The following is an 11,027-nucleotide window of genomic DNA, read 5'->3' as shown; positions in this document are numbered from 1 at the left end:
CTCACTTCGTCATTGCGAGCGAAGCAACTCAGGGCGGCGTAGTGCTGCCCTGGGTTGCTTCGCTTCGCTCGCAATGACAGGCTGGGTTTCATGTCAAAGTGGGTCGCTCTTGCGGGCGGGCCAAGGGCGCTGCCCTGTTTGTGCTGGTGCACAATATTCAGGCACCACTTGCCTGAATATTGAACACAACATTTCCCAAATCCGGCGCATCATATGCGACAGATTGTTTACTGACCGGGTAAATCACCCAAATGCGGTCTTTTCGCAGGCGCACACTCGGCCTATCAGTAGCGCCACCGCATTGGCACGATTCTTGATGGGAATCGCGCGCGAGGCTTCTGGTTCCCGGACCGGTTCCCTCAAGATACAGTCCGGGTGCAAGTGCAGGGGTCCAGGCAGGCGTGAAGAAAATCGAAGCCATCATCAAGCCGTTCAAGCTCGACGAAGTGAAGGAAGCGCTGCACGAAGTCGGCGTCTCGGGCATCACCGTCACCGAAGCCAAGGGCTTCGGGCGCCAGAAGGGCCACACCGAACTTTACCGCGGCGCCGAATACGTCGTGGATTTCCTCCCCAAGGTTAAGCTCGAGGTCGTCGTGCCCGACGCTCTGGCCGAGCGCGTGGTGGAGGCGATCGCCGACGCCGCGCAGACCGGCCGCATCGGCGACGGCAAGATCTTCGTCGTCCCCGTCGAGACCGCCGTGCGCATCCGCACCGGCGAGCGCGACGACGACGCGCTCTAAAGATCGCAGAAATCGGGCTGCGACGGTGGGGGCCGTCGCATTCCCGCAACAAGACCAACCCTATCCTCTTTCGGGATCGGAAGAGTAACGCTGGAGAACCAAGAAAATGGCTAGTGCAAAGGACGTCCTCAAGAAGATCAAGGACGAGGAGATCGAGTGGGTCGATCTTCGCTTCACGGACCCCAAGGGCAAGTGGCAGCACCTGACCATGGTTTCGACCGTCCTCGGCGAGGATGAGCTGGAAGACGGCCTGATGTTCGACGGTTCGTCGATCGAGGGCTGGAAGGCCATCAACGAGTCGGACATGATCCTCAAGCCCGACCTCGACGCGGTCTACACCGATCCGTTCTCGGCCACCCCGATGCTGATCCTGTTCTGCGACATCGTCGAGCCCTCGACCGGTGAACTCTACGCCCGCGACCCGCGCTCGACCGCGAAGCGTGCGGAATCGTTCGTCAAGTCGGCCGGCTTCGGCGACACCGTGTTCGTCGGCCCCGAGGCCGAGTTCTTTATGTTCGACGACGTGAAGTTCTACGACGGCTACGACGGCAACGGCTTCAAGATCGACGACATCGAACTGCCGGGCAACACCAACAAGGAATACGACACCGGCAACCTGGGCCACCGCCCACGTGCCAAGGGTGGCTACTTCCCGGTCGCTCCGGTCGACTCGGCCGTGGACATCCGCGCCGAGATGGTCACCACCATGCTCGAAATGGGCCTGCCCTGCGACAAGCACCACCACGAAGTGGCGGCTGCCCAGCACGAACTCGGCCTGACCTTCGGCAAGCTGGTCACCACCGCCGACCGCATGCAGATCTACAAGTACGTCGTGCACATGGTCGCACAGGCTTACGGCAAGACCGCAACGTTCATGCCCAAGCCGATCATGAAGGACAACGGATCGGGCATGCACACGCATATCTCGATCTGGAACGAGGGTGAGAACACCTTCGCCGGCAACGGCTACGCCGGCCTGTCGGAGACCTGCCTGTACTTCATCGGCGGCGTCATCAAGCACGCCAAGGCCCTGAACGCCTTCACCAACCCGACCACCAACAGCTACAAGCGCCTGGTCCCGGGTTACGAAGCACCGGTTCTGCTCGCCTACTCGGCGCGCAACCGTTCGGCCTCGTGCCGCATCCCCTACGGTGCGGGCACCAAGGCGAAGCGCGTGGAATTCCGCTTCCCCGACGCGATGGCCAACCCCTACCTGTGCTACGCTTCGCTCCTGATGGCCGGCCTCGACGGCATCAAGAACAAGATCCACCCGGGCGAAGCCATGGACAAGAACCTGTACGATCTGCCGCCGGCCGAACTCGCCGAAGTGCCGACCGTCTGCGGTTCGCTGCGTGAAGCTCTGGACGCCCTCGCGGCCGACCACGCCTTCCTTCTCGAAGGCGGCGTGTTCACCGAGGACCAGATCGAAGCCTACCTCGAACTCAAGTGGCCCGAAGTGCTGCGCTGGGAAACCACGCCGTCGGCCGTCGAGTTCGACATGTACTACAGCGCCTGATCCATCCGATCAGCGCTGGCGACCAGTTCGCCGAGAGGGGGCGTCCGGAGCAATCCGGGCGCCCCTTTCGCGTTCCGGGGCTAATGACAATTCCGGATAGCGCCGCTCCTCCTCAAGAATCCGCTTTCCTACAGCACCGACGTGGATGTACCTCATGCGTACCCCGCAAGAGACGGGACCGTATCTGGCGGCGTTTCCGCCGTATTCACACCTATTCGGGCGCGCGAAGTGTAGTTGTTCTGCACGCGATACTGCGTGCGCCGTCTGTAGCGAAAGGGCACGTACATGAATCGCAAGCCGATCTTTGATGCCGTCCGCAAGATGCTGGACCGTTCGTTCACACAGGCCGAAGTCAACGCGCTGGACAAGGCGATCGACCTTTCCACCGGCGGCCTGACCGCCAGTCTCGCCCCCGAGCCGGTTTCAAGCCCCGCAGCCGCTGTCGCGGCGACGGGGCGCGTGCTGGGCGCCGCCGGGGCCAAGCTCATCAAGAAGTGGGAGGGCTGCGCCAAACGGCAGGCCAACGGCACCTTCGCGGCCTATCCCGACCCCGGCAGCGTCGACGGCAAGCCCTGGACGATCGGCTGGGGCTCTACGGGCTCCGACGTGAAAAAGGGCGTCGTCTGGACGCAGGCGCAGTGCGATGCGCGTTTCGACGTCGACATGGTCGATTACGTGAAGGAAGTGGCCGCCTTCATCGGCTCTGCCGCGACCTCGCAGAACCAGTTCGACGCGCTCGTCTCGTTCCATTACAACACCGGCAAGATCACAAGTTCGTCGCTGGGCAAGCTGCACAAGGCGGGTGACTTCGCCGGGGCGCAGGCCCAGTTCGGCAAGTGGATCTACAACGACGGCAAGCCGATGACCGGCCTCAAGAACCGGCGCGCGGACGAAGCGAAACTCTACGGGACAGCATGACCGACACGAAAACCCCCGCTCAGTTGATCGACGAACGCATTGCCGAACTCGGCGACTGGCGCGGGGAGGCGCTGGCAAGAGTGCGGGCCGTCGTCCACGCCGCGCTGCCCGAGGTGGTCGAGGAATGGAAATGGCGCGGCGTGCCCACGTGGTACGCGGGCGGCGGTATCGTCTGTACCGGGGAGACCTACAAGGCGGCGGTCAAGCTGACGTTCGCCAAGGGCGCCTCGGTGCCCGACCCGGCGGGCCTGTTCAACGCCAGCCTCGAGGGCAACGTGCGCCGCGCCATCGACATTCATGAAGGCGACGCGATCGACGAGGCGGCGCTTTCGGCGTTGCTGCGCGACGCCGCCGTGTTGAACGAGGCGAAGAAGAAGCGGTAATCGGCCGTCGTCCCGGAGCAAGTCCGTGACGACGTGAAAGGTTCAGCCCGGCACCGCGCCCGTTTCCACGCCGGTCCTGTCGTGGAGGGCGAAGCGGTCGACGATGTCCGCGCTCGCCCGGTTGTAGCCGACCACCTCGACGCTGCGGCCGTCGCGCTGCAGCCGCTCGACCACCTTGTCCAGCGCGCCCACGCCCGAGATGTCCCAGAAGTGCGCGGCCGAGACGTCGATCACGATGTGCCCGGCCGCCGCCTCTTCCTGCGCCTCGTCCTGGAAGGCGCGGATGAAGCGGTCCACCGAGGCGAAGAAGATCTGGCCCGAGACACGGTAGGTGGCGATGCCGTTCTCTTCGCCGCGCTCCACCGCGAACATGCGCTGGACTTTGCCTGCGAAGAATACGCCGGACAGCAGCACCCCCGCCAGCACGCCGAGCGAAAGGTCGCGCGTCGCCACGACGACGCCGACGGTCACCAGCATCACCACCGACGAGGTCGGCGGATGGCGCCTGAGGTTCGCGATCGAGGCCCAGCTGAAGGTGCCGATCGAAACCATGACCATGACCGCGACGAGCGCGGGCATCGGCACCCGGCCGACCCACGGTCCCAGCACGGCCAGCAGGAACAGCAGGAACGCGCCCGCGACGAACGTGGAGAGCCTCCCGCGCCCGCCCGAGGTCACGTTGATCACCGACTGGCCGATCATCGCGCAGCCGCCCATGCCGCCGAAGAGGGCCGCCACCACGTTGGCGCCGCCCTGGCCGACGCACTCCGCGCGCTTGTCGCTGTCGGTCTGGGTCATGTCGTCGACGATCTGCGCGGTGAGCAGCGATTCGAGCAGGCCCACCGCCGCCATCGTCAGCGCGTAGGGGGCGATGATCCGCAGCGTCTCGAAAGTCAGCGGCACATGGGGCAGGGCGAAGCTGGGCAGGCCCTCGGGCAGCTTGCCCATGTCGGCCACGGTATTGACCGGCAGGCCGATGCCGATCGAGATCGCCGTCAGCACCAGGATTGCCACCAGCGGCGAAGGCACGGCCCTGGTGACGCGCGGGAACAGGTAGATGATCGCGAGACCGCCCGCGACCATGACATAGGTCTGCCAGCCCACGTTGGTCAGTTGCGGCAACTGCGCCATGAAGATCAGGATGGCCAGCGCGTTGACAAACCCGGTGATGACCGAGCGCGAGACGAACTGCATCACGAGGTCGAGCCGCAGCAGTCCGGCGATGGCCTGGAAGACACCCATCAGGATGGTCGCGGCGAAGAGGTACTCGACGCCGTGGTCGCGCACCAGCGGGCCGACCAGAACGGCGACGGAAGCCGTCGCGGCCGAGATCATCGCCGAGCGTCCGCCGACGAGGGCGATGACGATCGCGATGGCGACCGAGGCATAGAGCCCGACGCGCGGGTCCACCCCGGCGATGATCGAAAAGCCGATCGCCTCGGGGATCAGCGCGATGGCGACGACGATGCCGGCGAGGACGTCGCGGCGCGCGGTCGCGAAGTCGCTGAACCACTGCCGGGCGTAGCGGGTGAGTTTGTCTGACATGGAAATTCCACAACAAGGCACGATGGCAGGACCACGAGCGCCAAATGGGCGCTGAGGTTTCAGGTCATGTGTGATGTTGTCCGGCGGATCGGCGGCCGGAATAGCCACCCGGAATTGCACCGGGTCCTTGCGATTGCTGCCCTGTTAGAGCAGTGGGCCGTCAGTTTGCAAGGCTTGAGTGCCCTCCCCATGCCGGGGAGGGCAGGGTCCATCAAAGGCGCAGGCCCGCCGTCTCGTCGAGGCCGGCCATGATGTTGAGGTTCTGCACCGCAGCCCCGCTCGCGCCCTTGCCGAGGTTGTCGAGGATCGCGACGAGGCGTGCCTGCGCGCCGTCCTTCGCCCCCAGAACGCGCAGGGTAAGGGTATCGACGGGCTCCATCGAGGCGCGAAGCAGCAGTTCGTCGGGCTGGTCTGCCTCGACCTTCACGATCATGCTGCCCGCGTAGAACTCGGCCAGCGCGGCGCGCAGGTCGTCGGGCGATCCGGCTTGCGGCATCATCGAGAGGTGCAGCGGCACTTCGACGAGCATGCCGCGATGGGCGGGGACCACGGCGGGGGCGAAGATCGGATCGTGGCCGATGCCCGTCTGCGCCTTCATCTCGGGCACGTGCTTGTGGCCGAGGGCCAGGCCGTAGGCGCGGAAGGCGATGTCGGTGTCGTCCTCGAAGCGCGCGATCAGCGCCTTGCCGCCGCCCGAGTAGCCCGACACGGCGTGACACACGTAGGGCCAGTCGGCAGGCAGCAGACGGCTGCGCACCAGCGGGGCGACGAGGGCGATGAAGCCGGTGGGGTAGCAGCCGGGATTGCTGACGAAACGGGCCTGCGCGACCGTGTCATGGCCGACGATCTCGGGAAAACCGTAAGTCCAGCCCTCCGCGACGCGGTGGGCGGAGGAGGCGTCGATCACGCGGGTACGCGGGTTGGAGATCATGCTGACGGCGGCCTTGGCGGCATCGTCGGGCAGGCACAGGATCACGACGTCGGCGTCGTTCAGCGCCTCGGCGCGCGCGGCATCATCCTTGCGCCTGTCATCGCTGAGCGTGATCAGCGAGAACTCGCTGCGCCCGGCGAGCCGGTCGGCGATTTCAAGGCCGGTGGTGCCCGCCGCACCGTCGATGAAGACGCTGGTGGTCATGCCGCTTCCAGATCCGAGAGAGCCACGTAGCCGACCGCACCGTCCTCGCCGAGCTGGCCCCAGGACCACTTGCCCGCGATATCCAGCACGTTGAAGGTTTCCCCCGCAGGCAGGTCGGCGATGACTTCCGCATCGTCGCGGCCGAAGACGCGCAGGATCGCGCCGGACTTGAGCGCGCGCGGCATCGGCACGGCATAGTGCGGCACGAAGTAGCGGCCCGCCAGCTTGATGTGGGCAAGGTCGCCGCGCACGGGCAGGCAGCCGGGATCGGCGCTCACGCTGGGGCCGGTCATGGCCAGCATTTTCTGGGACCCCATGCCGTCCGTCTGGTCAGGGCGAGTATACGAATCCACAGATGCCAACGCGGGTGCGTCTCCAAAGTCAAAGATGGGCGCGCCTACCCGAGACACGGGATTCTTTCAAGCATAGCGCGCTTTCAGCATGTGCCATGCCGCGCGAAGGCCGAGCGCTTCGCCGCCCTTCGGACGGCCCGCCTTCGCGGTGGGGCGCCAGGCGAAGGTGTCGAAGTGCGCCCATTCCACGCCCTTGGGGACGAAGCGGTCGAGGAACAGCGCCGCCGTGCTCGCGCCCGCGAAGCCGCTGGACCCGGCGTTGTTGATGTCGGCGACGTCGGACTTGAGGTACTCGCGGTAGCCTTCGTGCAGGGGGAGGCGCCAGCACGGGTCGTCCACCGTCTTGCCCGCCGCGAGCAGGGCGTCGGCCGTCGCATCCTCGCGGGTGAAGAGCGCGGGCAGGTCGGGGCCGACCGCGACGCGGGCCGCTCCTGTCAGAGTGGCGAAGTCGATGATGAATTCAGGGCCGGCCTCACCCGCGCGGGTGAGCGCATCGCCCAGGATCAGGCGGCCTTCGGCGTCGGTGTTGCCGATCTCGACGGTGATCCCGGCACGGCTGCGCAGGACGTCGCCAGGGCGGAAGCTGTTGCCCGAGATCGCATTCTCCACCGCCGGGACCAGCACGTGCAGGCGCACCGGGAGGTTGGCGCTCATGATCAGGCGGGCGAGGGCGAGGGCGTGGGCCGCGCCGCCCATGTCCTTCTTCATCAGCAGCATGCCCGCGGAGGGCTTCACGTCGAGGCCGCCCGAATCGAAGCAGACACCTTTGCCCACCACGGCGATGCGCGGGTTCTTCGGGTCGCCCCATTCCAGTTCGATCATGCGCGGCGCGTGGCTGCGGCCCGCGGCGCGGCCGACCGCGTGGACCATCGGGAAGTCGCGCTCCAGCACCTCGCCGCGCGTGACGCGGATCTCGGCGCGGAAGGCCTTGTGCAGCGCTTCGGCCTCGGCCTCCAGCTGGGCAGGGCCCATGTCTTCGGCCGGAGTGTTGACGAGGTCGCGCACCAGCATGACCGCCTCGGCCTCGGCAGTGAGAGCGGCGATCTGCGCGGGTTCGCCGGTCAGGAGCAGGCGCGGGCCGTGGTCCTCGGCGTCGGCCTTGTAGCGGTCGAAGCTGTACTGGCCGAGAATCCAACCGAAGATCGCCGCGCCCGGCTCGCCGCCAGCACGGCGGTATGTCCCGGCGGGCAGTTTCTCGGCGAGTTTCGCCATGCACCAGCCGCCGAGCGTTCCGGCGTCGGCCACGCCTGCGGCCACGCTCCAGCCGTCGCCCTCGGGGAGAATGACGTATTCCCCGGCACTTGCGTCGAAGCGGGCGGCCTCCAGCACGGCGCGCTGGGGAACGGTGAGGCCTTTCGTGAATTTCTCCAGTCCGTCCTTGTCGACGAGATGGATGGAGACGGCCTGCTGGCCGCGATCGGGCTGGATCAATGCGTTCTTGTCGCTCATGGCCTGATTCTCTAGCCTCCACCCGAGCCTGAGTGCGAGAGGAATTTTGATGCGATACTCCGGTATGGTTGTTGTTCTGGCCTTTGCCGCCGCTGCGTGCAGTGGATCGGGCGACAGCGATCCACAGCCGAGCGCCACGGCGGTTGCCAGCGAAGAGGCGCTGCCGATGGCCTCCACCGAAGCGCCCTCGGAAGCGCCCGCCGTGAAGGGGCGCTCGGAAAAGGAGGAGAACGACCTTTACGAGTTCGGCTATTCCTATCCCGACGCGGCGGCGGCGCTACCCGGCCTGCGGGCGATGCTCGACCGGAAGCTGGACGATACCAAGGGCGAACTGGTCTCCTCCGCACGCAGCGACAAGGCGGAGATGACCAAGGACGGCTTCCCCTATCACGCGCATTCGATGCAGGTGGACTGGAAGGTGGTCACCGACTTGCCGGGCTGGCTGTCGCTGTCCTCGGAGATGTACCAGTACAGCGGCGGCGCGCACGGCATGAGCGGGTTCGATACCCTGCTGTGGGATCGCGGCGCCGACACGGCGCGCAAGCCGATGGACCTGTTCACCAGCCAGGACGCGCTGCGCGATGCCTTGCGCACGCCGTTCTGCGACGGGCTCGACAAGGCCCGCGCGGGCAAGCGGGGCGAGCCGGTCCAGCGTGACAGCGGGCAGATGTTCACCGAATGCATCGACCCGACCGCGCAGACGCTGATCCTGGGTTCGACCAACCGCAAGACCTTCGATCGCATCGGCGTACTCGTCGCGCCTTATGAGGCCGGGCCTTACGCGGAAGGCAGCTATGAAGTGACGGTGCCGGTGACGGGCAAGGTGATGGCCGCGCTCAAGCCGCAGTATCGCTCAGCCTTCTCGGTGAAACCCTGATCTCGCAATTTCGCCCCGGATGCGCTATCTGGGGCGGATGACCGAATACCAGATCGTAGAGCCCGGCCAGGAAGCGCTGCTGCGCGACGGCACCATCAAGCTGCATGGCCCCGACGGCTTCGAGGGCATGCGCCGCGCCGGCGCGCTCGCCGCGAAGATCCTCGACGAAATCGCGCCGATGGTGCAGCCGGGTGTCTCCACCGCCGAGATCGACGACAAGGTGCGCGAACTGACCCTCGCGGGCGGGGCGGTCCCGGCGACGCTGGGCTATCGGGGCTATGCGCATTCGTGCTGCATCTCGATCAACCACGTGGTCTGCCATGGCATCCCGTCGGAAAAGACGCTCAAGGACGGCGACATCGTCAACATCGACGTCACCCCGCTGCTGGACGGCTGGCACGGCGACACCAGCCGTATGTACCTGGTCGGCGACGTGCCGCTGAAGGCGCGCCGTCTGGTCGACGTGACGTACGAGTGCCTGATGATCGGCATCGAGCAGGCGAAGCCCGGCAACCGCGTGGGTGACATCGGCGCTGCCATCCAGGCTTATGCCGAGGCGAACCGCTACGGCGTCGTGCGCGAGTTCTGCGGCCATGGCCTCGGCCGCCTGTTCCATGACGCGCCCGAAGTGGTCCATGCCGGTCGCCCCGGCACCGGCCCGCTGCTCAAGCCGGGCATGTTCATGACCATCGAGCCGATGATCAACCTCGGCAAGCCGCCGGTAAAGCTGCTGAACGACGGCTGGACGGCGGTGACCCGCGACAAGTCGCTCTCGGCGCAGTTCGAGCACTCGATCGGCATTACCGAGGACGGCTGCGAGATCTTCACCACCAGCCCCAAGGGGCTGCACAAGCCGCCTTACGCCTGACGTCGTCCCGGACTTGATCCGGGACCGCTGGCCATGAACCGCCTCCCTTGCTGCGCGTGGCTGCGATCTATCGCCTCAAGATTTGCCAGCGGGCCCGGATCAAGTCCGGAAGGACGAGGTATCGCCCCGGCGCGGGCCTCGTGGATGACCCGGCGCGTATGGCGTGACAGTCTCCCTCGAAACAAGGAGGGAGAGTGATGGTGGCTGACCTGTCGGGCGGTATCCCGGTCGAGCGCGAATTCGTCGTGGCCGAAAAGCCCGACGACGGCATCCGCGATGCGGTCAACGTGTGGATCGAAGAGGAGAACGGCCTCTTCGCCATGCGCGTGGGCGTCGAGGCGGTCGGCGCGCAGTGGGACCGGCACGAGCTGTGGCTCGACATCGCCTTCGCCGACGGGCGCCTGTGGTCGCGGCGCGGCGCGGGCGAGCCGCATTCCCCCTACGACGCTCAAGGCAGGCCCTCGGTGCGCGGGACGGGTCCGGTGCGCTTCGAATGCGCGGAGCCGTTTCGCCGCTGGACGGCTGCCTTCGATGGGCCGGTGGCGCGGACCAGCGCGCAGGAAATCCTCGACAACCCCGATTTCGCCGAAACCGCGTGGAGCGAGGTCGCCTTCACCGTCGACATGGAGATGGCCGCGATCCCTTGGGAGCCGGGCACGATCCTGCCCGAAGCAGCCGAGGCGCTCGGCGGCAAGCAGGGCGACTACATGAGCCCGCGCTACGAGCAGCTGTTCCGCTGCAGCGGCACCCTCGTCGTCGATGGCGAGGAGCGCGCGTTTCGCGGCAATGGCCTGCGCATCCGCCGAACGGGTTTCCGCGCCTTCGCGGGATTCTGGGGGCATTGCTGGCAGTCCGCCGTGTTCCCGGACGGCCACGCGTTCGGGTTCAATTCCTACCCTGTGCGCGAGGGCGAGCCGCCGAGCTACTCGGAAGGCTGGATCATCGAGGACGGGGTGCGCACCGGCGCGCGGCCGGTGGTGATCCCCTGGCTGCGGCGGCTGGTGACCGGCGGCGAGGACGTGTCCTGCGTGCTGGAGACGGTGGACGGGCGCCGGGTGGAGATCGGAGGACGGACCTTCGCGAACACTCGTTCTCGCGGTGGGCATGTGCTGCCGCCGGACTGGCCCAAGGACTGGCCGATCGTCCAGCAGGCGCACGCGGTCTATACGTGGGATGGTGAGCGCGCGACGGGCATGATCGAACGGTCGAGCAAGCCCAGCGTGATGGAGTTGTAGTGGGGAAG

At 66.6% G+C, this 11,027-nt stretch carries 11 protein-coding genes and 1 other annotated feature; of the genes, 7 read left to right on the top strand and 4 right to left on the bottom strand.

Going from position 1 to position 11,027, the window contains the following annotated elements:
• The first annotated feature begins 401 nt into the window (after positions 1-401).
• The 4 genes from ACYPYD_RS18320 (at position 402) to ACYPYD_RS18305 (ending at position 3,557) form a co-directional block, all read left to right on the top strand.
• Positions 402-740 (top strand): P-II family nitrogen regulator, encoded by a 339-nt coding sequence (locus ACYPYD_RS18320; RefSeq protein WP_008832116.1) that lies wholly within the window; start codon positions 402-404, stop codon positions 738-740.
• Positions 741-846: 106 nt separating this feature from the next.
• Positions 847-2,256, top strand: coding sequence for a type I glutamate--ammonia ligase (gene glnA / locus ACYPYD_RS18315; RefSeq protein ID WP_271180950.1), 1,410 nt, complete (start codon positions 847-849; stop codon positions 2,254-2,256).
• A 285-nt stretch (positions 2,257-2,541) separates the two neighbouring features.
• Positions 2,542-3,174: a lysozyme gene (locus ACYPYD_RS18310; RefSeq protein ID WP_036525984.1), complete on the top strand. Its 633-nt coding sequence runs from the start codon at positions 2,542-2,544 to the stop codon at positions 3,172-3,174.
• The gene (locus ACYPYD_RS18305) at positions 3,171-3,557 is read left to right on the top strand and encodes a DUF1801 domain-containing protein (protein WP_459664668.1); all 387 of its coding nucleotides are present in this window, start codon (positions 3,171-3,173) and stop codon (positions 3,555-3,557) included. The genes ACYPYD_RS18310 and ACYPYD_RS18305 overlap by 4 nt, the downstream gene beginning before the upstream one ends.
• A gap of 42 nt (positions 3,558-3,599) precedes the next feature.
• On the opposite strand, the gene ACYPYD_RS18300 is transcribed toward ACYPYD_RS18305, so the two are convergent.
• The 4 genes from ACYPYD_RS18300 to ACYPYD_RS18285 form a co-directional block, all read right to left on the bottom strand.
• Positions 3,600-5,102, bottom strand: coding sequence for a SulP family inorganic anion transporter (locus tag ACYPYD_RS18300; protein ID WP_459664667.1), 1,503 nt, complete (start codon positions 5,100-5,102; stop codon positions 3,600-3,602).
• A gap of 74 nt (positions 5,103-5,176) precedes the next feature.
• Positions 5,177-5,232, bottom strand: a sequence feature (sul1 is cis-regulatory element that is thought to sense ions involved in sulfur or methionine metabolism; They are found in Alphaproteobacteria).
• Between the two features lie 81 nt (positions 5,233-5,313).
• Entirely contained in the window at positions 5,314-6,237 is a 924-nt protein-coding gene (argC, locus tag ACYPYD_RS18295; RefSeq protein WP_459664665.1) for an N-acetyl-gamma-glutamyl-phosphate reductase, read from the bottom strand.
• Positions 6,234-6,554, bottom strand: a complete 321-nt coding sequence (locus tag ACYPYD_RS18290) for an SH3 domain-containing protein (RefSeq protein ID WP_375154508.1) — start codon at positions 6,552-6,554, stop codon at positions 6,234-6,236. The genes argC and ACYPYD_RS18290 overlap by 4 nt, the downstream gene beginning before the upstream one ends.
• Before the next feature lie 102 nt (positions 6,555-6,656).
• The gene (locus tag ACYPYD_RS18285; RefSeq protein ID WP_069708948.1) at positions 6,657-8,039 is read right to left on the bottom strand and encodes a leucyl aminopeptidase family protein; all 1,383 of its coding nucleotides are present in this window, start codon (positions 8,037-8,039) and stop codon (positions 6,657-6,659) included.
• Between the two features lie 64 nt (positions 8,040-8,103).
• Between ACYPYD_RS18285 and ACYPYD_RS18280 the strand changes: the two genes are divergently transcribed.
• The 3 genes from ACYPYD_RS18280 to ACYPYD_RS18270 all read left to right on the top strand — a co-directional run bounded on the left by ACYPYD_RS18280 (position 8,104) and on the right by ACYPYD_RS18270 (position 11,019).
• Complete coding sequence (locus tag ACYPYD_RS18280) at positions 8,104-8,916, top strand: DUF4163 domain-containing protein (RefSeq protein WP_008831601.1); 813 nt, start codon at positions 8,104-8,106, stop codon at positions 8,914-8,916.
• A 37-nt stretch (positions 8,917-8,953) separates the two neighbouring features.
• A complete protein-coding gene (gene map / locus ACYPYD_RS18275; protein WP_008831600.1) occupies positions 8,954-9,784 on the top strand; it encodes a type I methionyl aminopeptidase in 831 nt (276 codons plus the stop codon).
• 197 nt (positions 9,785-9,981) lie between these two features.
• Positions 9,982-11,019, top strand: coding sequence for a hypothetical protein (locus ACYPYD_RS18270; protein ID WP_459664664.1), 1,038 nt, complete (start codon positions 9,982-9,984; stop codon positions 11,017-11,019).
• Positions 11,020-11,027: the final 8 nt, after the last annotated feature.

The sequence above is a fragment of the Novosphingobium sp. 11B genome, assembly GCF_054589055.1.
This window is presented reverse-complemented; position numbering and strand designations above follow the sequence as displayed.

Excerpts from the sequence above, each read along its gene's own strand:
- ACYPYD_RS18280 (WP_008831601.1), top strand. The coding sequence starts at position 8,104 with ATGGTTGTTGTTCTGGCCTTTGCCGCCGCTGCGTGCAGTGGATCGGGC.
- glnA (WP_271180950.1), top strand. The coding sequence starts at position 847 with ATGGCTAGTGCAAAGGACGTCCTCAAGAAGATCAAGGACGAGGAGATC.
- ACYPYD_RS18270 (WP_459664664.1), top strand. The coding sequence starts at position 9,982 with ATGGTGGCTGACCTGTCGGGCGGTATCCCGGTCGAGCGCGAATTCGTC.
- ACYPYD_RS18290 (WP_375154508.1), bottom strand. The coding sequence starts at position 6,554 with ATGGGGTCCCAGAAAATGCTGGCCATGACCGGCCCCAGCGTGAGCGCC.
- ACYPYD_RS18300 (WP_459664667.1), bottom strand. The coding sequence starts at position 5,102 with ATGTCAGACAAACTCACCCGCTACGCCCGGCAGTGGTTCAGCGACTTC.
- map (WP_008831600.1), top strand. The coding sequence starts at position 8,954 with ATGACCGAATACCAGATCGTAGAGCCCGGCCAGGAAGCGCTGCTGCGC.
- argC (WP_459664665.1), bottom strand. The coding sequence starts at position 6,237 with ATGACCACCAGCGTCTTCATCGACGGTGCGGCGGGCACCACCGGCCTT.
- ACYPYD_RS18305 (WP_459664668.1), top strand. The coding sequence starts at position 3,171 with ATGACCGACACGAAAACCCCCGCTCAGTTGATCGACGAACGCATTGCC.
- ACYPYD_RS18285 (WP_069708948.1), bottom strand. The coding sequence starts at position 8,039 with ATGAGCGACAAGAACGCATTGATCCAGCCCGATCGCGGCCAGCAGGCC.
- ACYPYD_RS18310 (WP_036525984.1), top strand. The coding sequence starts at position 2,542 with ATGAATCGCAAGCCGATCTTTGATGCCGTCCGCAAGATGCTGGACCGT.